The 24702-nt window shown below is 72.1% G+C and carries 22 protein-coding genes and 1 tRNA gene; 12 read left to right on the top strand and 11 right to left on the bottom strand.

Features of this window, described 5'->3' with window-relative positions; translation table 11 throughout:
- Window positions 1–10 precede the first annotated feature (10 nt).
- Window positions 11–1357: a vWA domain-containing protein gene (locus OG776_RS26940; protein WP_148014016.1), complete on the top strand. Its 1347-nt coding sequence runs from the start codon at window positions 11–13 to the stop codon at window positions 1355–1357.
- Window positions 1358–1430: 73 nt separating this feature from the next.
- Entirely contained in the window at window positions 1431–2753 is a 1323-nt protein-coding gene (locus tag OG776_RS26935) for an FHA domain-containing protein (RefSeq protein WP_148014017.1), read from the top strand.
- A 70-nt stretch (window positions 2754–2823) separates the two neighbouring features.
- Here the strand turns inward: OG776_RS26935 and OG776_RS26930 are convergent, their stop codons facing one another.
- Window positions 2824–3807, bottom strand: coding sequence for a methyltransferase domain-containing protein (locus OG776_RS26930; protein ID WP_329322661.1), 984 nt, complete (start codon window positions 3805–3807; stop codon window positions 2824–2826).
- 164 nt (window positions 3808–3971) lie between these two features.
- Here OG776_RS26930 and OG776_RS26925 point away from each other — a divergent pair, with 164 nt between their 5' ends.
- On the top strand, window positions 3972–4385 hold the full coding sequence (locus OG776_RS26925; RefSeq protein ID WP_187286022.1) for a globin: 414 nt from the start codon (window positions 3972–3974) through the stop codon (window positions 4383–4385).
- A 311-nt stretch (window positions 4386–4696) separates the two neighbouring features.
- Here the strand turns inward: OG776_RS26925 and OG776_RS26920 are convergent, their stop codons facing one another.
- From OG776_RS26920 to OG776_RS26905, 4 genes are all read right to left on the bottom strand, one after another.
- Window positions 4697–5386: a hypothetical protein gene (locus OG776_RS26920; RefSeq protein WP_148014020.1), complete on the bottom strand. Its 690-nt coding sequence runs from the start codon at window positions 5384–5386 to the stop codon at window positions 4697–4699.
- Entirely contained in the window at window positions 5383–5793 is a 411-nt protein-coding gene (locus OG776_RS26915; protein WP_148014021.1) for an acyl-CoA thioesterase, read from the bottom strand. Before OG776_RS26915 ends, OG776_RS26920 begins: the two co-directional genes overlap by 4 nt.
- 2 nt (window positions 5794–5795) lie before the next feature.
- Complete coding sequence (gene ettA, locus OG776_RS26910) at window positions 5796–7460, bottom strand: energy-dependent translational throttle protein EttA (protein ID WP_148014022.1); 1665 nt, start codon at window positions 7458–7460, stop codon at window positions 5796–5798.
- A gap of 259 nt (window positions 7461–7719) precedes the next feature.
- Window positions 7720–7995, bottom strand: coding sequence for a hypothetical protein (locus tag OG776_RS26905; protein WP_148014023.1), 276 nt, complete (start codon window positions 7993–7995; stop codon window positions 7720–7722).
- A 491-nt stretch (window positions 7996–8486) separates the two neighbouring features.
- Here OG776_RS26905 and OG776_RS26900 point away from each other — a divergent pair, with 491 nt between their 5' ends.
- The 5 genes from OG776_RS26900 to OG776_RS26880 all read left to right on the top strand — a co-directional run bounded on the left by OG776_RS26900 (window position 8487) and on the right by OG776_RS26880 (window position 13240).
- A complete protein-coding gene (locus OG776_RS26900; RefSeq protein WP_148014152.1) occupies window positions 8487–9005 on the top strand; it encodes a hypothetical protein in 519 nt (172 codons plus the stop codon).
- A 133-nt stretch (window positions 9006–9138) separates the two neighbouring features.
- The gene (locus tag OG776_RS26895) at window positions 9139–9447 is read left to right on the top strand and encodes a DUF1876 domain-containing protein (protein WP_187286023.1); all 309 of its coding nucleotides are present in this window, start codon (window positions 9139–9141) and stop codon (window positions 9445–9447) included.
- A 94-nt stretch (window positions 9448–9541) separates the two neighbouring features.
- A complete protein-coding gene (locus tag OG776_RS26890) occupies window positions 9542–9946 on the top strand; it encodes a hypothetical protein (RefSeq protein WP_148014024.1) in 405 nt (134 codons plus the stop codon).
- A gap of 449 nt (window positions 9947–10395) precedes the next feature.
- Window positions 10396–10899 carry a hypothetical protein gene (locus tag OG776_RS26885; RefSeq protein WP_148014025.1) on the top strand — a complete coding sequence of 168 codons (504 nt, stop codon included), beginning with the start codon at window positions 10396–10398 and terminating at the stop codon, window positions 10897–10899.
- A gap of 289 nt (window positions 10900–11188) precedes the next feature.
- Complete coding sequence (locus OG776_RS26880; protein WP_148014026.1) at window positions 11189–13240, top strand: TerD family protein; 2052 nt, start codon at window positions 11189–11191, stop codon at window positions 13238–13240.
- 425 nt (window positions 13241–13665) lie between these two features.
- Here OG776_RS26880 and OG776_RS26875 read toward each other — a convergent pair.
- Window positions 13666–13738, bottom strand: a tRNA-Arg gene (locus OG776_RS26875).
- A gap of 310 nt (window positions 13739–14048) precedes the next feature.
- Between OG776_RS26875 and OG776_RS26870 the strand changes: the two genes are divergently transcribed.
- From OG776_RS26870 to OG776_RS26855, 4 genes are all read left to right on the top strand, one after another.
- Window positions 14049–15656 (top strand): dynamin family protein, encoded by a 1608-nt coding sequence (locus OG776_RS26870; protein WP_148014050.1) that lies wholly within the window; start codon window positions 14049–14051, stop codon window positions 15654–15656.
- A 5-nt stretch (window positions 15657–15661) separates the two neighbouring features.
- On the top strand, window positions 15662–17968 hold the full coding sequence (locus OG776_RS26865; RefSeq protein WP_329326528.1) for a GTPase: 2307 nt from the start codon (window positions 15662–15664) through the stop codon (window positions 17966–17968).
- A gap of 351 nt (window positions 17969–18319) precedes the next feature.
- A complete protein-coding gene (locus OG776_RS26860; RefSeq protein WP_148014048.1) occupies window positions 18320–18787 on the top strand; it encodes a single-stranded DNA-binding protein in 468 nt (155 codons plus the stop codon).
- Between the two features lie 429 nt (window positions 18788–19216).
- Window positions 19217–20560, top strand: a complete 1344-nt coding sequence (locus tag OG776_RS26855) for a Cys-Gln thioester bond-forming surface protein (RefSeq protein WP_329322660.1) — start codon at window positions 19217–19219, stop codon at window positions 20558–20560.
- 284 nt (window positions 20561–20844) lie between these two features.
- Here OG776_RS26855 and OG776_RS26850 read toward each other — a convergent pair whose 3' ends face one another.
- The 5 genes from OG776_RS26850 to OG776_RS26830 form a co-directional block, all read right to left on the bottom strand.
- Entirely contained in the window at window positions 20845–21438 is a 594-nt protein-coding gene (locus OG776_RS26850) for a sigma-70 family RNA polymerase sigma factor (RefSeq protein ID WP_187286027.1), read from the bottom strand.
- Window positions 21439–21576: 138 nt separating this feature from the next.
- A complete protein-coding gene (locus OG776_RS26845; RefSeq protein ID WP_329322659.1) occupies window positions 21577–22275 on the bottom strand; it encodes a hypothetical protein in 699 nt (232 codons plus the stop codon).
- A gap of 176 nt (window positions 22276–22451) precedes the next feature.
- Window positions 22452–23243, bottom strand: coding sequence for a YcnI family protein (locus OG776_RS26840; RefSeq protein ID WP_329322658.1), 792 nt, complete (start codon window positions 23241–23243; stop codon window positions 22452–22454).
- Window positions 23244–23273: 30 nt separating this feature from the next.
- Window positions 23274–23879 carry a hypothetical protein gene (locus OG776_RS26835; protein WP_148014043.1) on the bottom strand — a complete coding sequence of 202 codons (606 nt, stop codon included), beginning with the start codon at window positions 23877–23879 and terminating at the stop codon, window positions 23274–23276.
- Window positions 23880–24076: 197 nt separating this feature from the next.
- Window positions 24077–24670, bottom strand: a complete 594-nt coding sequence (locus tag OG776_RS26830; RefSeq protein ID WP_148014042.1) for a DUF2087 domain-containing protein — start codon at window positions 24668–24670, stop codon at window positions 24077–24079.
- Window positions 24671–24702: the final 32 nt, after the last annotated feature.

The following is a 24702-nucleotide window of genomic DNA, read 5'->3' as shown; positions in this document are numbered from 1 at the left end:
CGAAGAAGGCATGGCCAATTTCTCGAAGTCGAACGTGCCACAGTTCTCGGTCGACGTGTACCAGAACGAGTACCTGCCCGAGAACGGCCGTGAGGTCAACGCGATCGTCACGGTGAGCGCCACCGGAGGCGGCACCGTGGGGACCGCGGTCGGCGCGCCCCACCTGTACACGGCGGGACAGAGCCCGGACGCGGCCGTGGCGGTCATGGTCGACTGCTCGGGCTCGATGGACTACCCGCCGACCAAGATGCGCAACGCGCGGGACGCCACGGCCGCCGCGATCGACACCCTGCGCGACGGCGTGCACTTCGCGGTCATCGGCGGCACCCACGTCGCCAAGGAGGTCTACCCGGGCTCCGGGCGGCTCGCGGTGGCCGACGCGACCACCCGTGAGCAGGCCAAGCAGTCGCTGCGCAGACTCAGCGCGGGCGGCGGTACGGCGATCGGCACCTGGCTGCGTCTCGCCGACCGGCTGCTGTCCACGGCGGACGTGTCGATCCGGCACGGCATCCTGCTCACGGACGGCCGCAACGAACACGAGTCGCCGGAGGACCTGAAAGCCGCGCTGGACTCCTGTGCCGGGCGGTTCACGTGTGACGCGCGTGGAGTGGGCACCGACTGGGAGGTCAAGGAGGTCACCGGGATCGCCTCGGCGCTGCTCGGCACCGCCGACATCGTCGCCGACCCCGCCGCCCTGTCCGCCGACTTCACACAGATGATGGAGACGGCGATGGGCAAGGAGGTCGCGGACGTCGCCCTGCGGCTGTGGACCCCCGTCGGGACGACGATCAGGTTCGTCAAGCAAGTCGCCCCCACCGTCGCGGAGCTGACCGGCCGGCGCACCGAGGCGGGCCCCCGGGCCGGCGACTATCCCACGGGTTCCTGGGGCGACGAGTCCCGCGACTACCACGTGTGCGTCGAGGTCCCCCTGGCCGGGGTCGGCCAGGAGATGCTGGCCGCCCGGGTCTCACTGGTGATCCCGCAGTCCGACGGGAGCGTGCGGAACCTGGGCGCGCAGGGTCTCGTACGGGCGGTGTGGACCGACGACATGGTGGCCTCGACCAGGATCAACTCGCAGGTCGCGCACTACACGGGTCAGGCCGAACTGGCACAAGTCATCCAACAAGGGTTGGATCTTCGCAAATCAGGAGATGTGGACGGTGCAACGGCCAAGCTGGGCCGTGCCGTTCAGCTCGCAAATGTGTCCGGCAACGCGGATACTGCGAAACTGCTTGCGAAGGTGGTGGACGTCGTCGACGCCGCGGCAGGTACTGTGCGATTGAAGGCAAAGGTCGAAGAGGCCGACGAAATGACGCTCGAGACCCGGTCCACAAAGACTGTTCGTGTAAAGAAGTAGCGAGCCCGGCTCCCGCGGGGAGCCGGAGAAACCCGGTCAGAACGACCGGAAGAGGAGAGGGGGAAGCGCCGACATGCCGACCTGCCCGAACGGACACCAGTCGGGTTCCGACGACTGGTGCGAGGTCTGCGGTCACCGCATGGCCGGTGCCGTGCCTCCGCCCCCCGCCGGATACGGCTATCCGGCCCCGGGCTCGCCGCCCGGTCCCGGCGGACGCCCGCACCTCTCCGGTGTGCCCGGTTCCGAGCCGGAGCTCTGCCCGCAGTGCCGCACGCCCCGCGAGGGCGGCGCGCCGTTCTGCGAGGAGTGCCGGTGGAACTTCCTGACGAACACGGCGACCTCGTACACCCCCGCCGCGCCGCGTCCGCAGGCGCCCGCGCCCGGGCTGCCCAATCCGGCCCTGCGGTTCCAGCAGTCCGGCCCGGGTCAGCAGGGGGGCCCCGGCCCGCAAGGGGGCCCGGGGCAGCCCGGCGGGCCCGGTGGCGGGCCCGCCCACGACCCGTTCGACTACCAGAGCTCACGGCCCTCGCAGATGAACCGTCCCGCGGAACCGATTCCGCCGTACGGGGGAGACCCTTCCGGTTTCCGCGGCGACCCGTCACGCCAGAGCGGCCCTCCCGGCCCCTCCGGCGGCCCTGGCGGTCCCGGCGGCCCTGGTGGTCACGGCGGCGGCTTCGGTGGCGACCCCTCGCGTCCCGGCCCGGGGCCGGGCGGCCCCGGTGCCCCGCAAGCCTTCACCCAGCAGTCGGCCGCGCCCGCGTTCCCCCAGCAGGGGCAGCAGCAGCGCCCCGGCGGCCCGGGAGCCGGCGGCCCGTCCTTCGGCGGCGGTGACGACGACTGGGTCATCTCCCCGCCGGCGGGTGGCCAGGGCGGCCACGGTCAGGGCGGGCACGGCCAGGGCGGTCCCGGCCAGGGTGGCGGTTACGGCTACCCGCAGCCCGGCCAGACCCAGGCCCCGCCCGGCGTCGGCTACCAGCAGCAGCGCCAGCCGCTGTCCTGGTCCGTGACGATCGGCCCGGACCGCGACTACTTCATGGCGATGATGCAGCGCTCCGGCCCCGAGGCCGCGGGGCTGAACCTGCCCGCGTACTCCCCGGAGCAGCAGCGCCCGCTCACCGGCAATCAGCTGACGATCGGCCGCCGCAGGCACTCCACCGGCGACACCCCCGACATCGACCTCGCGGTGCCGCCGGAGGACCCGGGCGTCTCCCACCAGCACGCGGTCCTGGTCCAGCAGCCGGACGGCAGCTGGGCGGTCGTCGACCAGAACTCGACCAACGGCACCACGGTCAACGGCGGCGAGGAGCCCATCCAGCCCTTCGTGCCGGTTCCGCTCCAGGACGGGGACCGGGTGCACGTCGGCGCCTGGACGACGATCACCATCAGGCGCGGCTGAGCGACGGGCCGGGTGCGCGGGCGGGACCTCCCACCGGTCCCGCACCGCGCTGTGAAACGGGCGCCGGGCGCTACGGCAGCGGCCAGACGTGCGGCCCCGCCGGGTCGTCCAGCCACGCCCACGCGTCGGCGCCGCTGACCGTGATCCCGTACCGCTCGCGCTCCGGCCGCCGCTCCCGCTCCCACAGGGTGAACGCCTCGTAGGGGTCGACGCTGCCCGCCGTGAGCGTCAGCAGGAACCGGAGGAGCTCGTCGCCGCGGGCCCGGCGCGGCAGGCCGCCCAGGTGCTGCGGCTCCGGGTCGTCGGGGCGGGTGTCGCCGCGCAGCGGGACGAAATAGGCGGGCGTGTGCAGGAAGCGTCCCTCGGCGTGCCCGGCGTCCCGGACCCGCAGCGCGATCAGGCCGGTGGCCAGCGGCGCGAGGATGAGCGCGCCGGGCCGGCACTGGGCCAGCCAGGGGCGCGGGATCGAGGTGAGGGTGCAGGTCGCGATGATCCGGTCGAACGGGGCCCGCTCGGGGACCCCGCGGGTGCCGTCGCCGGTGACGACGGAGGGATGCCTGCCGACGGCGTCGAGGTGCTGCCGCGCGGACTCGGTGATCTCCGGGTCGAGGTCGACGGTGGTCACGAGCCCGTCGCCGAGGCGGTGGGCGAGCAGCGCCGCGTTGTAGCCGGTCCCGGCGCCGATCTCCAGGACGGCGTCCCCCTCCCGCACCTCCAGCGCGGTCAGCATCAGCGCCATCAGGGAGGGCTGGCTGCTGGAGGAGACCAGCTCGGCGTCGCGGACCCGGGTGGCCAGCGCGGTGTCCGCGTAAGCGCCGCGCAGCCAGCGCTCCCGCTGCCCCGGATCGGGGTCCTCGCACCACACGCGCTCGAAGCCCTCCGCGGTGCCGACGTAGTAGTAGGGCACGAAGAAGTGGCGCGGGATCTCCTGGAACGCCTCCCGCCAAACCGGGTCGGCGTCCCAGGCCCCGCTGGCCTCGATCACGCGCACCAGCCCTGCCCGCGCCCAGGTGGCGAGGTCGTCCAGATCCTTGTCGAGTGTGTGCGCGCCCATACCTCCACTGTGCTGCCGGGAGGCTCCGGAGGCGAGCGCCGGCCGGGCCGATCGGGTGGGGGGTGGCCGGGTGGGCGCCCCCCACCCGGCCACCCGGACCTGCCCGTGCCCCGGCCCGGGCAGTGGTCCTAAGCCTCGAGTCCTCGGTCGGCGGGTCTGAGACCATGGGAGACGTGAATGAGATCCGGCGCGGCACGCTTCAGGAGCAGACCTTCTACGAGCAGGTCGGCGGCGAGGAGACCTTCCGGCGCCTCGTGCACCGTTTCTACGAGGGAGTCGCCGAGGACCCGCTGCTGAAGCCCATGTATCCCGAGGAGGACCTGGGCCCGGCCGAGGAACGCCTCACGCTGTTCCTGATCCAGTACTGGGGCGGCCCGACGACCTACGGCGAGAACCGCGGCCACCCCCGGCTGCGGATGCGGCACGCCCCGTTCGCCGTCGACCAGGCGGCGCACGACGCCTGGCTCAGGCACATGCGCGTGGCCGTCGACGAGCTCGGCCTCTCCGCGGAGCACGAGCACACCCTGTGGAACTACCTGACGTACGCGGCCGCTTCGATGGTGAACACGGCCGGCTGAGGGGCAGTACCGGGCGCCGGCCCGCGTGAGACCGGTCACATGACACCCGCCGCGTGACGTCTGTCGGGGGGCGGGAACCGTGAGATGTGGATCACGCGGTACGGCATCCGGTGGGGCGCGGCCGCCGTGCCGGTACCGAGCCGGTCGTGCCGGCACCGAGGCCGGTCATGCCGGTACCGAGGCCGATGCCTGCGTCTTTCACGGGAAGGACAGGACCGCGGAACCCCCGCCCGACGGACGCACGGAGATCCGTCGGCCCTGGCCCCGCCGGACCCGCTCACGCCGGACCCGCTCACGCCGGGACGACGGGCTCAGCGGACGCTGACGTCCAGCGCGCCGAGTCCCGCCCGGCGGACGGCGATCGACCCGTAGGGAGTGCGCAGCCGCAGCCACGCCCCGGACGAGTACAGGCCCAACGGGTTCTGCGCGGGGGCGTTCTGGCCGGCTGGGCGGAGGAATCCCAGCGACTGCGCCGCATGCGCGGCCCGCACCGGAAGGCCGCTGTCGCCGATCGGACGGGACCAGATCTCCCGCCCTATGCCGTCGAGTTCGGCGCGGGTACGCCGCTCGGGCGGCAACTCCTCGGTACGCGACCGGAATTCGGCGACGGCGGCACCCACCGACGCCCGGACGGCGGACGGCGCCGGCAGCCCCGACTCCGGCCGCCAGCCGCCGCGGGGCGGCAGCACGCCCGCCCACGGCGGACCGGTGACGGCCGCGGGGACGGCGACCGTGGCCGCCGGTTCCTCGACGGACTCGAGGAGTTCACCGGCGGAGACGGTCACGTCGAGCACGAGGTCGAGCCCGTCCTCGTACGGCTTGTCGAGCCGCACCGTACGGATCGCGAGGACCTCGAAGGCCGGGGGGCGTCCGAAGACCGCGAGCGTGGTGCCGGACGCCTGGAGGCGCACGGCGGCCGCGCGGTCGTAGTGGATCAGCCGGGCGAGAAAGGCGGCGAGGTCCGCCGCCTCCCCGTCGTCGGCGAGGTACAGGGCCGTCATGCAGCGACGGCCTCGTCCACGTCGTCCCGGTATTCCTCCAGGAACTCGCGCTCCTGCGCCGTGATCCGGCGCGGACGCTGCTGCGCGAAGTCGAACGGCACGATCACCGTCGAGGCCGTGACGTAGAGCTGGTCCGGGTCCTTGACCTCGTAGGCGATCGTGAACGACGCCGCCCGTATCTGCGTCACCCACAGCTCGATGTCCACCGGCGTGTGCCGGTGGACCAACTGCCGCTTGTAGTCGATCTCGTGACGCGCCACCACGGACCCCTGCTGGAAGTCCTTCTCCGGGCGGAACAGGAAGTCGATACGGGCTTCCTCCAGGTAGCGGAGGAAGACCACATTGTTCACGTGGCCGTACGCGTCCATGTCCGCCCAGCGCAGCGGGCAGCGGTAGATGTGCCGCAAGATCAGCCCCGGGTCAGCTTCTTGTAGGTGGCGCGGTGCGGGCGGGCCGCGTCGGCGCCGAGCCGCTCGACCTTGTTCTTCTCGTACGACTCGAAGTTGCCCTCGAACCAGAACCACTTGGACTCGCCCTCGTAGGCGAGGATGTGCGTCGCGACCCGGTCCAGGAACCAGCGGTCGTGGGAGACGACCACGGCCGCACCGGGGAACTCCAGCAGCGCGTTCTCCAGCGAGGAGAGCGTCTCGACGTCCAGGTCGTTCGTCGGCTCGTCGAGGAGCAGCAGGTTGCCGCCCTGCTTGAGGGTGAGCGCGAGGTTGAGGCGGTTGCGCTCACCACCGGAGAGGACACCGGCCGGCTTCTGCTGGTCGGGGCCCTTGAAGCCGAAGGCGGAGACGTAGGCGCGGGACGGCATCTCGACCTGGCCGACGTTGATGTAGTCCAGCTCGTCCGAGACGACGGCCCAGAGCGTCTTCTTCGGGTCGATGTTCTCGCGGCTCTGGTCGACGTACGAGATCTTGACCGTGTCGCCGACCTTGATGGTGCCGGAGTCCGGCTCCTCCAGGCCCTGGATCATCTTGAAGAGCGTGGTCTTGCCGGCGCCGTTCGGGCCGATGACGCCGACGATGCCGTTGCGCGGCAGCGTGAAGGAGAGGTCGTCGATGAGGACCTTCTCGCCGAACGCCTTGGAGAGGTTGTTGACCTCGACGACGATCGAGCCCAGGCGCGGGCCCGGCGGGATCTGGATCTCCTCGAAGTCCAGCTTCCGCATCTTGTCGGCCTCGGCCGCCATCTCCTCGTAACGCGCGAGACGGGCCTTGGACTTGGCCTGACGCCCCTTGGCGTTGGACCGCACCCACTCCAGCTCTTCCTTGAGCCGCTTGGCGCGCTTGGCGTCCTTCTGGCCCTCGATCTTCAGGCGGGAGGCCTTGTTGTCGAGGTACGTGGAGTAGTTGCCCTCGTACGGAATGGCGCGGCCGCGGTCGAGCTCCAGGATCCACTGGGCGACGTTGTCGAGGAAGTACCGGTCGTGGGTGACGGCGACGACGGTGCCGGTGTACTTCGCGAGGTGCTGCTCCAGCCACTGCACGGACTCGGCGTCCAGGTGGTTGGTGGGCTCGTCGAGGAGCAGCAGGTCGGGCGCCTCGATGAGCAGCTTGCAGAGCGCGACGCGGCGGCGCTCACCACCGGAGAGGTTGGTGACCGGCCAGTCGCCGGGCGGGCAGCCCAGGGCGTCCATGGCCTGCTCCAGCTGGGCGTCCAAGTCCCACGCGTTGGCGTGGTCCAGGTCCTCCTGGAGCTTGCCCATCTCGTCCAGCAGGGCGTCCGAGTAGTCGGTCGCCATCAGTTCGGCGACCTCGTTGAAGCGCTTGAGCTTGCCCATGATCTCGGCGGCGCCGTCCTGGACGTTCTCCAGGACCGTCTTCGACTCGTCGAGCGGCGGCTCCTGCAGCAGCATGCCGACGCTGTAGCCGGGCGACAGGAACGCGTCACCGTTGGAGGGCTGCTCGAGACCCGCCATGATCTTGAGAACGGTGGACTTACCGGCGCCGTTCGGACCGACCACACCGATCTTCGCACCCGGGAGGAAGCTCAAGGTGACGTCGTCGAGAATCACCTTGTCGCCGTGCGCCTTGCGCGTCTTGCGCATGGTGTAAATGAACTCAGCCAAGAGAAACCGTCCGGACGCTTGAAATCGGCAGTGGGCAGATACACCCCATCTTGCCTGACGGCCACCCCTCGAAGGAAACGCGTTCGGTCACGGGGGCGTGACCTGCACCGTTCCCCGCCCACGCTCCGAGCCGCTCTGTCACCGGTGGTCGCCGTCGGTCACCGCCGAGCCCCCTCACACGGCCCGGGGACGGCCCAGCGCGATCACCTGACCGCCGGTGCCCGCTCCTGTTCGCCGGTGCAGGTGTCGGTGGTCGATGTCAGCTCGTCGTGTCGGCGGACGAGGCCGGCGCGACCAGGGGTTCACGGCGCTCGGTGATCCAGTGTCCGACGACGAAGAACAGCCCGATGGTGGCGGCCACGGTGACCAGGGCGAGGGTGGGGAACCCGTCGTCCCCGTGCGGGTAGCGGTCACCGCACAGCCGGACCAGCCGAGGGCGCTCGCGGGCTGCCTCCAGGCACACCCGGTCGCCCTTCCAGGGGTGGGGATGACCGCCGTTGGGCACCTCGCGGACGGTATGGCGGTGGCCTGCCATGGAGCACACGATCTCACCGTTGATGCGCTCGCCCTTACCGGTGGAAGCACGACGCGGGAGACGACGCCCGTGACCCGTATCCCGGTCTCGTCCAGCAGCTCCGCCTGCTGCCACTCGTGCGCCATCATGCCTCCTCCGAGGCCGACGACGATCAGGAAGACCGCGACGAGCAGCGCAGGCCACCGCTGCTTCGGGGCCCGAATCCGCGGAATCCTCAACGGCCTCTGATCCCTCCCGCGTGAGACGCGACGTACTCGCGAACCGTCGGCGCCCGAGGGTGGCGCCGCTCACACCCCCCATCCCCTGTCGAACACCATGGCGATTCCGGCAGGCCCGGCTCTGCGGCACGGCGGACTTCTCGCACACGCACGACGCCCGCCCGCGGAGACACCGTAGGGACGGCCGCGGGCGACGATGGCGGGCGACCGCGTGAAATGGCGGGGTCCGGCCGCTCTTGCGATCCTGGTCCGGTGGCACGTGATCCCGGGCGGGTGGCACACCGCTCCCCCGCGCACGAACCGGACCCGAGTCCCTCGCCGGAGCAGCCCCGGACCGACTACACGGGTGCCGTCTACGGCTCGCTCCTGGCGGCTTCGGTGGTGGCGGGCGCCGGCGCGTTCGGGCCGCATCCGCGCGTCGAGCTCGTGGCCCTCCTGCTCTGCACCGGTCTGGTGTTCTGGGCCGCGCACGCCTACGTCCGTTTCATCGGGAACCGGCTGCGGCACCGGTCGGTGACCTGGCGGGAGATCCGCCAGGTGTGCGCCGCCGAGTGGCCGATCGTCCAGGCGGCGTTCCTGCCCGCCTTCGCCGTGGCGGTCAGTCCGCTGCTGGGGCTCGGAATCGAAGGGGCGGGATGGCTCGCGCTGGGAGTCGCCGTGGTCCAGCAGGTCGGCTGGGCGACCGCCATGGTCATCCGGGCCGGCGTCTCGCACGGGGCGGTGGCGTCGGTCGCGGCCGTGAACCTCGTCCTCGGGCTGATCATCGTGGCCGCCAAGGTCGCGCTCCACTGAGGGCACCCTCCGCGCACGGAGGACGACCGGGCGTTCACACACCGCCCCACCCCGTGCGGAGTCGGGCGAAGAAGCACACCCTGGAAGGAGGGCTGGGGTAGCAGGGGCTGGGTCGGCCCCGGAGGTGATCGTGATGACACAGACGACGGACATGAAGCCGACACGACCGCAGGCACGGACGGCGGTCGGCTGGCACGTCGAGATGGAGTTCGAGGAGGACGAGCACCGCACCCGCGCCGCCGCTCTCCTGCGGCTCGCCGACGGGAACGAGGTGCGCGCGCACGGCTACGCCAGCCGCCACCCGAGCGACTCGTACCAGCCGAGGGTCGGCGAGGAGGTCGCCGGAGCGCGGGCGCTCAACGAACTGGCGATGAAGCTACTGACCAAGGCACACGACGAGATAGACGAGGCATCGGGCAGAACCTCCCACCCGCTGCGCTGACCGGCGAGTGCGAGGCACCCCTGGCGCACGTACTCGGACGGGCCTGAGTACCCGGACTCTGGCCGGGGCCGGGGCGGGCCGGAACGCTGGGTCCATGAACCAAGGACTGCTGAACGCCGGTCGCCGGCTCTTCCCGATCCTCGCCACGGCCGTGGCGTCGTCGGCGCTGTGGGCCGCCTGGCTGGGCTGGGACCAGCATCGTGACGTGCACCCCGACGGTACGACGACCGGCCCCTACGCGGCGTGGCAGGTGATCGGGCTGGTGCTGACCCTGCCGGCGCCGGTGTACTGGGCGGCGTCCCGGCGCGGTTTCGCGGCCGCCGTGCTCGGCCCCACGGCCGGCCTGACCGTCGCCGCCGGCGTGGACTGGTCGGACGACTCCAGCGGCCTCTTCATGATCGGCGTGGGACTGGTGACGGCGGGCAGCCTGCTGGCGACCGCCGCCGCCTCCACGGTGATCGCCGCCGCGCGCCGGGACGGACGGCGGCTCGGCACCTGACGGAAGAGGCCGTGGCGCCTGGGTGCCGGGTGCCGGTATTCGGGTACCGGGAATCCGGTGCACGTGCCGGGCGCCGGGTAGACGGGTGCCGGATGGATGGGGATGGATGACCCCTGTAGTTGAGATTTCACCTACGTACAGTTGATCATTAACCCACGTGCGCGTTCTGATGCCCGTCATGGCGTTACGCCGAGCTGGGCCGGCTCGGCAACGCGTACCCGCAGCCCGCGCCACCCCGCCGGCCCGACCCCTGCGCCGAACTCGGGCGTCTCGACGCGGAGTACGCGGCGCGTCCCGCCGCCACGACGGCGGCCCCGGTCAACCCGGCCGCGTCCGACCCGGGTTACCCGGCCCTTGAGAAGCCACGCCGTCGAAGACGCCTGCTGGGGTGCCTCGTTGTCACCGCCGCCCTCGTCGTCGGGGCCGGGGGCGTACTCGCCTACATCGGCATGACCACGGTCGCCAAGGCCGGCCGCTTCGAACTGGCGCCGCCGCCGGGCTTCCAGGGGCTCTCGTCGGACCCGTCCAACGCGCCGGCGAAGGCCCTCGCGGCGAGCAACGGCGAGATCGCCGAGGCGGGCGCCACTCCCGCGCTGGCGGCCTGCTCCACCCACCTCGGCGACCGCACGCCCCAGCTGGTCCTGCTGGGCGGATACGGCAAACTCCTCGCGCCCGGGACCGAGGTGGCGGCCGCGTGGGCCGGGATCGACCGGAGCGGCGGTGCCGTCAGGGACAAGACCGACGAACCCAGCGGCAAGCTCGCCGGCACGACCCACTGCGCCGTCACCACCGCGGGACCCGTGGAGATGCCGGTCTGCATCTGGGCCGACAACAGCACCCTCGCCATCGCCCTCTTCACCGGCCGGATGAGCCCCACCGTGGCCCACCCCGACTTCGCGGCACTCGACCGACGACTGCTCGCCCTGCGCGCGGTCGCGGAGGTGAAGAAGTAGCGGGCGGGGCGGCTGCTCCTCGATGCGCACGGCCGGGCGCCGGGCAGGTTCACTTCCCGCGACGCCGGCCCGCCCGCTTCTTCAGCTCGGCCCGGCCGCCCCGGCGGGACCGTTCACACGACGAGCCGGGAATCCTTCCGCGAATCCCGCACAGATTCAGAACGACTCCTACGGACGTGCTTCGTGGGCACTACAGTCACCTGCGCACCGATCACCCCATAACGCCAGGCATCAGGCACCCGGGGTGACGGCGGCGACACGCCCAAGTGGCATCGTTCTGGGGGGTTCCATGCACGAAATGATCAAAGGGTCGAACGTATCCCTCGCGGCATTGAGCGAGAACATCGATTCGGTGATCGTCAGTCTGAGCTGGGGGAGCTCGACCGGCGAAGGGGACGCCGATGTGTCCGTCCTGCTGCTGAACGGGAACGGCAAGGTCCGAAGCGACGCCGACTTCCACTTCTACAACAACCCGGTGGCCGCGGACGGCAGCGTGCAGCTCCTGGGCAAGACGCCGACGGCGGACGGCAACGAGGACCGGATCAGCTTCGATCTGACGGCGGTGTCCTCCGAAATCGATCGCATCGTCCTGGCCGCCAGCCGGTACGAGGGCGCGCGCTTCGGAGAACTGGAGGGCGTGAAGCTGGCGTTGGCGGACGGCGGCGGTGAGGAACTCCTCCGCTTCGCCATCGACGACGCCGACGCGGTGAGCGCGATCATCTTCGGCGAGTTGTACCGGCGCGCGGAGGACTGGAAGTTCCGCGCCGTCGGCCAGGGCTACGACGCGGGCCTCGCCGGTCTGGCCACGGACTTCGGAGTCGACATCGACGACGACGCGACGGCCGAGGAGACGCAGAACGGGACCGCCGGAGACGCTCAGGCGGACGCGACGGCACCGGTACGCCCCGATGAACCCGGCCTGCAGGAGGCGCTGAGGGCGGTCCCCTCCCCCCGTCAGCCCGAGGGCGAGGGCCGGCAGACCCTGCCGGGGAACCCGGCCGCGCGGCCTCGTACGGCCAAGAAGAAGGTCACGCTGCCCAAGGCGGCCAGGAAGACGCTGGCGGAGAACGAGTCGTGGAGGGACGCGAGGCTCTTCCCCGCGTCGGCACTCAAGAGCGACCGCGAGCGTGAGACGCGGGCCACCTCGGTCCTCCTGTCCGTGATGGCCCAGGTACCGGAGTTCGGCAGGAGACTCACCGCCGCGTTCGGGGCGCCGGCCGGCCGTATGGAGACCTTCGCGGAGGTCACGCTGCCGCACGGTGACACGCCGCGACGCCCGGACGGAGTGATCCGGGTCGCACGGGCCGGCAAGTTGTGGACTGCGCTCGTCGAGACGAAGACCAACGGCAGCGCTCTCAAGGCCGATCAGGTACAGGCGTACATGGACATCGCCGCGCGCCGCGGCTACGAGGCCGTGATCACCCTGTCGAACGATGTCGCGCTGGAGGGCAGCCCGCTCGTCGAGGTCAAGATCGACGGAAGGCGCAAACACAGGGTCGCCCTCTGGCACTTGTCCTGGGCGGAGGTCGCCCATCAGGCACAGATGCTGATCAGGCACGAGGGAGTCGGCAACGCGGCGCACGCCTGGCTCCTGCAGGAACTGCTGCACTACCTGCGGCACGAGAACTCCGGCTGCCACGGCTTCCAGAACATGGGACCGGCCTGGGTACCGGTACGCAACGGAATCGACGACGAGACCCTCTGTCAGGGAGACCCACGGGCGCTGGAGGTCGTCGAGAACTGGGAGCGGCTCATCCGCCAGGTCTGCTTGCGGCTGGGCGGCGAACTGGGCCGGAAAGTGCTCCCCGATCACCGCGCCAAGCGCGGAATCGATCCGAAGGTGCTCCGTGCCCGTCTCGCGGATCAGCTCTGTCTCGACGGAAGACTCCAGTCCTCGGTGCGCATCGAGCAGACGCCCGGAGTCCTGACGATCAGCGCGGACCTGCGCACAGGAAAGCTCCGCACGTCCATCGAGATCCCGGCACCCGAGCAGGGCTACCCCCTGTCGTGGGCGAAGCGGCTCGTCCGGCGGCTGGCCGAGGCACCGGCGGATCTGCACATCGAAACCCTCGTCGACGGGGAGAAGGGCGGCCCGCGAGGAACGCTCGAACGTCTCCGCCCCGAGCCCGCCGACCTGCTCCCCAAGGAGGCCGGAACCCAGATCACCGGCTTCCGTCTCTCCCTCCTCAAGAGCATGGGAAGCACCCGTGGCAACGCCGAGTCCGGCTTCATCCGCAGCGTCGACGACGCGGTGAACCGCTTCTACACCGGCGTGGCGGTCCATCTGGACGGTGTGCCGCCCGGCCGCGCACCGTCCAAGGCGGAATCGACCGCGGGCTGAGGCTCAGCGACCAGCCAACCGACTCGCACGTCCGGTCATCCGACGCGCACGGCACGCACACAGGACCGCCCGACTCCTCACGGGCGGCCCTGTGCACGGCATCCGCCACACGCGCCTGACAGGTGACTCGGGAACGCCCCCCCGGGCGCCCGCACCGGCAACGGCGCACCCGTAGTGCACCGAAGGGCAGCCGCTTGACCGGAAACGGCGCCTGGAACCTTCCCCGATCAGACCGACTCCGGCCGGGATCTCCCGTCGAGAACTTCGCTCCGTAGGCGACACGGCAACAGCCGAAAACCCGACGACAGCCGGACGGCCCCGAACCTTCCCCATGATCGCCGGGGAGGTGTACGGGGCTCGGCCCGTACGGGCGAAACCCGCCCTGACCAGCAAAAAGCCCTCCCATAGGGGAGGGCGGAGACTTGCGCCCCCGGCAGGACTCGAACCTGCGGCCAAGCGCTTAGAAGGCGCCTGCTCTATCCACTGAGCTACGGGGGCCGGGTGTGGTGGCCGGTGTCGCTGTGCCCGGGTGTGGGCCGATCCGTGACCTTGTCGGGGACAAGGATAGGGCTCCCGGGTCCTTGTCCCTTGCGCTTCGCCTCCGTGGCTCAATGTGGAGGTTCAGTGAAGCGGTCCTGATAATCGCAGGCAGGTACGAATCATGCACCGCTTTTGGCGCCCGACGCCCCGGGTGTTGTGCACTCGTTATGCCTGCACCCCAGTCGCCCCTTCCGCCCCAAGTGTCCTGTCGGCGCGCAGACGTGGCCATATGCTTCAGAAAGCCTCCAAAATTGGGCATTCTTCACATGTGGTGACCTTGGACGTACGGCCCCAGCTGCTCGACGCACTCTTCGCCCTGCGCGACCGTGTCGCCGCCGCACGCTTCCCGCTGCCCCTGGCGGGGGCTCCACGCGCGCGTGCCAACCGCGACGAACTGCTCGCACAGCTCAACGACTACTTGGTGCCCCGGTTGAAAGACCCCGAAGCGCCACTTCTGGCCGTGATCGGTGGATCCACCGGCGCCGGCAAATCCACCCTCCTCAACTCTCTTGTGGGGCGCCGGGTCAGCGAGGCCGGGGTGCTCCGGCCGACGACCCGTACACCGGTGCTGGTGTGCCACCCGGAGGATCATCACTGGTTCAGCGGAATGCGGGTACTGCCCGACCTCACGCGCGTGTGGATGCCCCACCAGGAACCCGGCGACGACCTGCCCGCCCCCGTGGAGCGCGGCGAACGGGTGCTGCGGGTCGAGACCGTCGACACTCTCCCCCGCGGCCTCGCCCTGCTCGACGCGCCCGATGTCGACTCCCTGGTCGCCGAGAACCGCCTGCTCGCCGCCGAACTGATCAGCGCGGCGGACATCTGGGTCATGGTGACCACGGCCGCCCGGTACGCCGACGCCGTCCCCTGGCACCTGCTGCGCACCGCCAAGGAGCACAGGGCGACCCTGGTCACCGTCCTCGACCGGGTGCCCCACCAGATGGTGTCCGAGGTCTCACGGCAGTACTGCGCCCTGCTGACCAAGGCCGGCCTCGGCGAGGTGCCTCGCTTCACGGTGCCCGAACTGCCCGAGTCGGCCTGGGGCGGCGGCCTGCTGCCCGCCTCCGCGGTCGCGCCGCTGCGTACGTGGCTCGTGCACCAGACACAGGACCCCGGAGCCAGACGCCAGGCGATGGCCCGTACCGCCCAGGGGGTCCTCGACTCCCTCAAGGTCCGGATGCCGGAGCTGGCCGGCGCCGCCGCGGCACAGTACGCCGCCGCGCTGCGGCTCACCGCGGCCGTCGACGGCGCGTACGACAGGGAGCACGCGCGCGTGCGAAGCCGTCTGCGGGCCGGTGCGGTGCTCGCCGGGGACGCGCTCAAGCGGTGGCGCGCCTATCCGCTGGACTGCACCGCCGGCGAGCTGCTCGACTCCCTCGTCGAGAGCCTTGCCGCCCTCATGCTGTGCACCGTCACGGCCGCCGACGAGCGCGTGGACGAGGCCTGGCGCCGCGAACCGGCCGCGTGCGTTCCCGAGCTGACCGACCGTGATCCGGCCCTGGAGAGTCCCGAACACCGGATCGGGGTGGCCGTACGACGGTGGCGGCGGGTCCTGGAGGAGTACGCCGAGGAAGAGGCCGGGCACCTCGAGAAGAGCACGGCGCCGGACGCCGAGGCCCTGGCCGCGCTGGTCGCCACCAGCCTCCTGGGCGGCCACCGGGCACAGACCGCGGGTGAGCAGCTCGCCGACCGCATCGGCGCGCAGGGCGCCCTGCGGCTGCGCGAACGAGGCGAGAACCTGCTCACCGAGTACGTCGACCAGACGCTGCACGCCGAGCGTGAACGCCGCCTGGCCCCGCTCGACGCCCTCGACGTCCATCCGGAGCCCCAGTCCGAACTCATCGCCGCGCTGTCCGTACTGCAGAAGGAGAGGTGACCGCGATGACGGCCGTCACAGACCACACGGACCACACGGATCACTCGGACCACACGGATCACTCGGACCCCGCAGAGCGGACTGAGCGCGCGGACCGCTCCAGCCGGCCAGGTCGCCCGGGCGACGCCGATCGGTCGGGCGACACTGACCGGTCGGGCCACGGAGAGGGGGCGGACCACAGAGATCGTTCGGACCGGTCGGGTCACTCAGGTCACACGGGTCGCCTTGTTCCCACGGACCACACCGACCATGCGGGAGAAGTCGGCCACACCGACCGGGCCGACCAGGCCGATCACACGGACCGCAGCGACCGCACGGGCCGCGGCGGGGACGTGCCCGAACCACACGGAGGCCCGTCGGGCGACGGCTCCTCCGGAGCCCCGCGAGCCGAGAACCTGCCCGCCGCACGCACCCGCGAGGAGACCGGCGACTCGGCTACCCCGCCCGGAGCAGCTCGGAGCAGTCACCCCGCCGTCCCCCCACGCGCGGATCGCCCTCCGACGCACGCCCCCGTGGGAGACGACGGCGGGCACGCGCGCGTGAAGGACGACGCGGGGCACGCGCGCTTGAAGGACGACAACGCCCCCGCCCGTGCCGACTCCCGTACCGAATCCGAGTCCGTCTGGGACGACGGGCTGATCGCGCGCCGCGCGTCCGAGGCCCCGCCCAGCACGGAAACCCCGGTACCGGAGGCCAGGACCGCCGCGCAGGCCCCACCGCCCCCGCTCGCGTACGACGGCCTCCTGCGCTCGCGGCTCGAAGCGCTCCGGGAGCTCGTCGGGCTCTCACGCGCGCGTCTCGACGGCAGGACCCTCGCCGAGGCGGGCAAGGTCCTGGACGAGGCGGCCGCGCGGCGCAAGCTCTCCGGGCAGCACACCGTCGTCGCCATCGCCGGGGCCACCGGCAGCGGCAAGTCGCAGCTCTTCAACGCACTGGCCGGGGTGGCCATCTCCGAGACCGGTGTCCGCAGGCCGACCACCGCGGCCCCCATCGCGTGCAGTTGGAGCGACGGCGCGGCGACGCTCATCGACCGGCTCGGCATCCCCGGGCGGTTGCGCAGGCGTCCTCTGCAGAGCCCGGAGGGGGAGGCCCAGTTGCACGGCCTCGTCCTGGTCGACCTGCCCGACCACGACTCGGCCGCCGTCCAGCACCGCGAACACGTGGACCGCATCCTGGCGCTCGTCGACGCGGTCATCTGGGTCGTGGATCCCGAGAAGTACGCGGACGCCATGCTTCATGAGCGCTATCTACGGCCCATGGCGGGGCACGCGGAGGTCACCTTCGTGGTCCTCAACCAGGTCGACCGGCTGCCGGGCGAGGCCGCCGACCTGGTCCTCGACGACTTGCGCAGACTGCTCGACGAGGACGGGATCGCGCTCGGCGAGTACGGCGAACCCGGCGCGACCGTGCTCGGGCTGTCCGCGCTCACCGGGGAAGGCATCGTCGAACTGCGTGAAGCTCTAGGTCAGTTCGTGGCCGAGCGAGGCGCCGCCGCCCGACGGATCTCGGCCGACCTCGACGCGGCCGCCGCTCGGCTGCGGCCCGTGTACGCGGCCGGCGGGCGCACGGGGCTCAGCGAGGAGGCGCGCGACGAGTTCTCGGACCGGCTCGCGGACGCGGTGGGCGCCACCGCGGCGGGCCAGGCGGCCGAGCGCGCCTGGCGCCGCAACGCCAACCGCGCCTGCGGCACGCCCTGGTTGCGGCTGTGGCACTGGTGCCAGGACCGGCGCGACCCACCGACCGGACGGCACGCGCTGCGCGTGCCCGCCGACGAGGAGGCCACGGCCCGCCAGCGGGTCGAACAGGCGGTCCGTACGGTGGCGGACCGGGCGGCCCGCGGCCTGCCGGCGCCCTGGGCGATGGCGGTGCGGGAGGCGGCCGTACGCGGTGCCCAGGGGCTGCCGGAAGCCCTGGACGAGATGGCCACGCGGGCCGCGACACCGGCGGGGCGGCCGCCCCGGCCGGGCTGGTGGCCGGTCGCCGTGCTCGCCCAGGCGTCGATGACCCTTCTTCAGATCGTCGGCGGGCTGTGGCTGCTGGCGCAGATCGTCGGGGTCGTGGCGCCGAACCTCTGGGTGCCGGTGCTGTTGATGGTGGCGGGCATCATCGGTGGTCCGGCCGTCGAGTGGAGCAGCAGACTGGCGGCGCGCGGGCCGGCCCGGCGGTACGGGCTCGACGCGGAACGGCGGTTGCGGGAGGCGGCCGCCGGGTGCGGGAGGGCGCGGGTCCTGGATCCGGTGGCCGCGGAGTTGCTGCGGTATCGGGAGGTACGGGAGCAGTTCGGGCGGGTCACGGGGGCATCGGTCGGCTGACCTTGGCCGTCCGGTGACGGAACGCCGATCCCTCTCCAGCCGCCTGCCCGCGAGCCGCCGCCCGTCCGCGGGCCGCCGCCTGCCTGTGGGCCGCCGCCTGCCTGTGGGCCACTGTCTGTCCACACGGCGTCGCTTGCTCGCGGGCCGCCGCCTGTCCACAGCGTGGCGGCGGCCGCCTGGGCGCGCGGCCGGCGGCGCCTCACTCCCAGGGGTGACGCGGTTGTCCACAACCCTCGGGCCGTGCACAGCGCTCAGCGGGCTCCGCCCCGGCGGAGGCAGTCTGGATCCGCGGCGATCGCACGGCATGCGATCGCCGGGACAGACGCAGCCGTACGGGAGAGGGGTCCGGGCATGAACGAGACGATGGTCTGCGCGGTGGGCAACGTGGCGACGCAGCCGGTGTACCGAGAGCTGGCGAACGGGGCCTCGGCGAGGTTCCGCCTCGCGGTGACGGCGCGGTACTGGGACCGCGAGAAGAGCGCGTGGGCGGACGGGCACACCAACTTCTTCACCGTGTGGGCCAATCGAGCGCTCGCCACCAACGTGGGAGCGTCCCTGTCGGTGGGCGATCCCGTCATCGTGCAGGGCCGGCTGAAGGTCCGCACCGAGGTGCGCGAGGGGCAGAGCTGGACGTCGGCGGACATCGACGCGGTGGCGATCGGTCACGACCTCTCCCGCGGAACATCCGCCTTCCGACGCCCGCACAAGGAAGGTGACACACCGTCGGCTCCACGGACCGAGCCCAACTGGGAGACGGAGCCGGGGAGTCCGTCCGAGGCCGCGTCCTCCCGCAGGGCCGAGCCGGCCGGAGTGACCTGAGCCGGGCCGGAGACGACCGTCGCGTACGCGTCCGGGCGGTGGACAACGACGACGGCACCCCTGATCACCCAAGGTGACCAACCGGCTCCATCAAGCTATGGCTTATCGACGCATACATGGACACTCTTCGCGGGGAATCGCCCCGACATCGGCCATGGATCTGTCGATAAGCGCAGCTCACAGCCTTGCCGACCGATAACGATTCCGAGTCGGATCGGATATCGGATGGAATGCCTGGGGAGCGTGGTGCGCCGCGTCCTTAGGATGCCGGGCATAGCTCACGGGGCTTCTGATTCTGCTGGCGGGACCGTCCCCCATGTCAACGGGTCCTGCGCGAAGGGGAATTCTGTGTTTTCTGCGCTCTCTGCGTTCTCTGCGGCGTCCGCGTCGGCGGTAGCGCGCAGACGAGGGGCCGGCCGGCTCGCCGCCGTGGCTGTGGTGTCCGGACTCGTCGCCGCCGCGACGATGGTCACCGCGGGCACGGCCGCCGCGGACGACGCTCCACGGAGTCAGGGCGGCGCGACGGCGACCATCACCGGTCTGAAGACCTACGGGTCCGCGGTGATCCATGACAACGGCCAGGACCAGCAGGTGTCCGCCGGTCTGTTCGAGATGTCCGTGGACGACGGCGGCATGCTGCAGACCTACTGCATCGATCTCCACAACCCGACCCAGCGGGACGCCAAGTACCAGGAGACGTCCTGGAGCGGCACGTCGCTGAACGGCAACAAGGACGCGGGCCGGATCCGCTGGATCCTGCAGCACTCCTACCCGCAGGTGAACGACCTGGCCGCGCTGGCCGAGAAGGCCGGGGCGCGCGGCCTCACCGAGCAGGACGCCGCGGCCGGCACGCAGGTGGCCATCTGGCGGTATTCGGACGGCGCCGACGTGGACGCGGTGGACCCGCAGGCGGAGAAGCTCGCGGACTATCTTCAGAAGAGCGCACGGAACATGCCGGAACCCAGGGCCTCGCTGACCCTCGATCCGCCCGCGGTCTCGGGTCACGCCGGCGAGCGCGTGGGCCCGGTCACGGTGCACACCGACGCGGACAGCGTGACGGTGACCCCGCCCGCGGACGCCTTCGCGAGCGGGGTGAAGGTCGTCGGCAAGGACGGCAGGCCGGTCACCTCCGCGGCCGACGGCAGCCGTCTCTACTTCGACGTGCCGGAGGACGCCACCGACGGCTCGGCGGCCCTGACCGTGCAGGCGTCGACGACCGTTCCCGTCGGACGGGCCTTCGCCTCGGAGACCCGCAGCCAGACCCAGATCCTGGCCGGCTCCAGCGAGTCGACGGTGTCCGCGACGGCGACGGCCGCCTGGGCCGCCGAGGGTGCGATACCCGCGCTCTCCGCCGAGAAGAACTGTGCCGAGGGCGGTGTGGACGTCTCGGTGGCCAACGCGGGCGACGCGCCGTTCACCTTCGAGTTGATGGACGCCGAGCACACCGTCCCGGCCGGCGAGTCGGTGAAGGTGACGGTCCCCCTGCGGGAGGACCAGTCATACGCCTTCACGGTCACGGGCGCGAACGGCTTCGAGAAGCGGTTCACCGGCATGTTCGACTGCAAGACGCAGGGCAGCACGAGCGACATCACGACCCAGACCGTGGGTGAGCCCAGCCCGGCCGTGGCGGACGCCACCTCCGCCGGAGACACCGACCTCGCCGAGACGGGCGGCTCCGCCGCGACCCCGATCATCGCGGGCACGGCCATCGCGCTGGTCGTCCTCGGCGGAGGTGTCGTGTTCCTTCTCCGCCAGAAGGAGACGCGGAACTGACCGGGCGCCGGACCGGCGCCGAGCGGCACCGCACCTTGGCAACTCAACAGTGAGTGACCACGAACGCCGCGCCCTCGTGAGCTCGTGGCCCCGGCCCGCCCCCAGGCGGCCGGGGCCACGCTCCTTCCGGTCTCCACGCTCCTTCCGGTCTCCGCGCTCCTCTCCTGTCTCGGAGCACCGTGCCGGTCTCCCTGGCATCGGCTCACGGCGGCCCGCACGCCGCAGGCCCCACCGTCCGGTGACGCCCATTGCCGTCAGGCCGCCGTGTCGGGCGAACCGTCCCGTCAGGCCGCCGCGTCGACCGGCCCGCAGCGTTCGGCCTCGGACAGGGAGGCGATGAGCGACGTACGCGCACGGGCCACACGTGAGCGGACCGTGCCGACCGGGCAGTCGCTCACCGCGGCAGCCTCCGCGTAGGGCAGTCCCAAGAGCTGGGTCAGCACGAAGGCCTCTCGCCGCTCGACGGGGAGTCCGGCCAGCAGGTCGTCGAGCGCGATGCCGTCGTCGAAGCCCGGCAGACCGCGTGGCTGGGCGCGTTCGACCGCGAGCTGCCAGTCGTCGAAGTCGGCCGGCCGGGGCCGGGCGGCCGCGCTCCGGAAGCTGTCGATCACGGCACGGCGCGCGATGGCCAGCAGCCAGGCGCGGGCCGAGGAACGGCCCTCGAATCGGTGCAGGCTGCCGAGGGCGCGCAGGAACGTGTCCTGAGCCAGGTCGTCGGCGGTCTGGGGGTCCGCGCCGAGATAGGCGACGTAGCGGTGTACGTCCCGTTGGAGGGCGCGGACGAACCGGTCCACGGCTTCGGGGTCGCCGCCGCGGGCGGCCATCGCCCAGGCCGTCAGCGAGGCGTCACGTGAGGTGGGCAGGGCAGGAGTGGTCACCTGGTGTCCTTCTGGGATCGTCCGGGATCCGGACCTCGGCGCGCGGAGACCCGCGGGGGTCCGGTGAGGGGACGGCCGCGCGCAAAGGCACGGCCGGGCCCGGGGCCCACGGTGCGCGCCCCGGGATACCGGCTGTCGTCAGACGACAGCGGTCCCGACGGGCGGACCCCGAGAGGTGATCGCGTGGACGAGAAGAAGCAGGCGTGGAGCGCGCACCGGGCGAGGACGGCGCGGTCGCGGAAGGCGACAACCCACCGGGACGGGCAGCGCGAGGAGCAGACGCAGCGGGGCGGCCAGCCGGGTCGCGAGGGCCCGCAGGACACGGAAGGCGGCGCGTTCCCCGTGTGCCAGCCAGAGGCCGCAGAGCAGGGCGGCCAGCAGATGGGCGGCGAGCATGCCGAGCGAGGAGACCCCACCCGCCATGTCGCCCATGGGTGCCATGCCCGGCATGGCCCCCATGCTCATCGAGTCCAGGTGATCCGGTCCCATCGGCATGGCCCCGGAGGACATGTCTCCGGCGAACATGGCGCCCATGCCCGGGCTGTCCATGGCCGAACCGCCCGTGGCAGGCGGGACGGAGGCCGAGGCCTGGGCTAGTGAGAACGCCGCGTGGAGGGCCGCCTGAGCGGCCGTCACCGCGGTCACGATCAGGGGCAGCCCGCGCTCCCGGCCGGCCAGTCCCCACCCCGCGCCGCCGATCAGCACGATCGAGAAGCCGAGGACCCACGGGGGCGGCTCGGCGCCGGACATCATCACGTGTCCCAGGCCGGCGAGCAGCACACAGACGACAGCGAAGACCGCGGCCCGTACCGTGCGAGAACACCACCCAGCAGTCATGGCGGCCTCATCCTCGCATCCGGGCACCGGTCGTCACGGAGGGGTACGGAAAATTCCCGCGTCCCGCTCACCCGCGAACCCGACGCGCGCGATGGTCCCGGTCGTCGCGGGAGTTCCGTCGCCCCGCCCACGGCCTGCCGCGGCGGGCGGAGCGACGGAAGGCTCGTCCGCCGGGGCTACGAACCGGTGTTGCGGCCGCGGACGAGGGTGAACGCCGCCGCGCCCAGGCCGAGGAAGCCCACGACCAGCCCGGCGATGCCCAGGCCTCGCGCGGTGGAGTCACTGCTCGACGCCGAGCTCCCGGCCGCCTGGGCCGGAGCCGAGCTCGACGCCGACGAGGTGTCCGAGCCCGAGTCCGAACCCGAGCCCGATGCGGTGGACGAGCCGGCGTCGGAGCCGGAGTCGGAACTGCCGCCGTCCGCCGCCTTGGCGGTGAGGGCGAGCACCGGTGCCGGGTTCTCCGGCTCCTCCCCGCCCTTCGACGTCTCCTCGATCCAGCGGGCGACATTGCCGTCCGAGTACGTCTGCAGCGTCTTGAACGCCAACTGACCAGTGTCATCGGGCAGTTGTCCGAAGGCGACGTCGAAGTCCTGGAACTGGCCGTGCCGGATCCGGCCGCCGGTCCAGGTGATCTCCGAGACGGCCTCGGTGATGGTGCCGTCGTCGGTCTTGACGGGGGACTTGAGCTTCGTGGTCGTCACCTTGGCCGTCCAGCCGTTCTGGGGGGTGACGAGGACGCCGAGGACCGGGTGGTCCGTCGGGAGGAAGACCTGCACCTTCGTGGTGCTGGCGGTGTCCTCCTCGTTGGGGACGCGGAAGGTCAGGACACCGTCCGTGGCTCCCTTGGCGTAGCTCTCGGGATGGACGGTCACGTGCGCGGAGGCGGCACCGGCGGCGGCCAGGATCCCGGCCGCGGTGAGGGCGGTGACGACACCGGCGCGGCGCAGGGTGGTGCGTATCGGGGACATCAGGGGGACTCCGTACTGGTGGAAAGGGTGTCAGGGCGCGTACGACAGCCCCGGGGGTGGTCCCCGGCGGGAGACCGCGTGCCGCAGCAGGACCTGCCGGATCGGCCCGGACGCGGCGGAGTGGGAGCGGATCGCGTCCGGCCGGACGGGGCCGGACGGCGGTCCCGTCCGCACCCGCCACCAGGCGGCCAGCCCCGGCACCAGCGCGACGGCCCGGCGCAGCAGGCACCAGAACGCCGCCTCACCTCGCCGCAGCCACCAGGTGGCCAGTGCGGCGGCCACCACGTGGGCCGCCGTGGCGTGCGGGGTCATCGCGTGCGAAGCCATGGCGTGCGCGTGCGAGGAGGCCATGGGCATGCCGTGCATGTCCATCGTCAGCCGTGGCCGGGCGGCCGCCTCGAACGCGACGTGGAGTCCGGCCTGGGTGGCCAGCATTCCGCCGCCGATCCCGACGAGTGAGCGTTCGCGCCCGCCGAGCAGACACCCGGCCGCGAACACGACGAGGAATCCGGCACCGTCCGCCCACAGCGGCGGAGCCTGTCCCGAGGCGAGCCCGTGGCCCCCGGCGGCCAGCAGCACGCACAGCACGGCGAACACCGCCGCGCGCAGGCTCCGTACCTCTGGGGACGCACTCATGAAGCCCAGATACTGCCACGGGGAGCGAACGGCCGTCGCGGCTTCCCCCCGAGTGGCCCACCGCGGGGGCTCCGCAGCGGCCGCGGACGTCTCCCGGCCAGGCTCCGACGGAGTCCGGGAGCGACCCGTCGCCTCCAGGGTGCGCGACACGGTGATCGACTGCGCGCGCAGGCAGGGGCCCGGGCACGGGCGCCGGATCAGGCCTCCGAGGGCCTCCGGTAGACGCCGTGCTGCCGGGTCAGATGGTGCAGGTCCACGAGGTAACGCCGCAGGGTCGCATGGTCGACGGGCGCGTCCTCGCACCAGGCGCGCAGCTTCTCGTTGACGATCCGTTCGGGGTACTCGACGCCGGGTTCGAAGGTCTGCTCGGCGATGTGCCGGAGCACGATCAGCTTGCGCTGCCACTGGGCGGGCAGTCGGACCAGCCGCCCGCCGCGTACAAAGGTCCGCAGGACGGCCTCGGTCCCCTCGTCCCCGGAGCCGTGGTTCTCGGCAGGTGCCCGGTGGGCGCGTGCTCGCTGCCTGAAGTGGTCGTAGGCGACGGCCAGTCCGCCGTCGTCGGTGATGACGTCCTGGCTCAGGAGCCGGCGCAGTGCCACGGTCGCGTCCCGCGGCGACAGCCCGGCCCGCTCCACGACCTTCGCCGGCGTGTCCGCGCCGAGGGCCACCGCGGCGAAGGCGCGTGCCCGGCTCTCCTCGGCGAACAGGCCGACCAGCGGGTCGGTCGGCGGGGCGCTCGGACGGTCGGCCGGCGGGGTGGTCGACGCGGAGGCCGACAGGTCGGTGGGCATGTCCGGCAGGCTAACCGCGGGTGCGGGGCGAG

It is taken from the genome of Streptomyces sp. NBC_01689, assembly GCF_036250675.1.
GTDB lineage: Bacteria > Actinomycetota > Actinomycetes > Streptomycetales > Streptomycetaceae > Streptomyces.
Note: the sequence above shows the minus strand (reverse complement) of the source record. Positions and strands in the feature narration are given on the sequence as shown.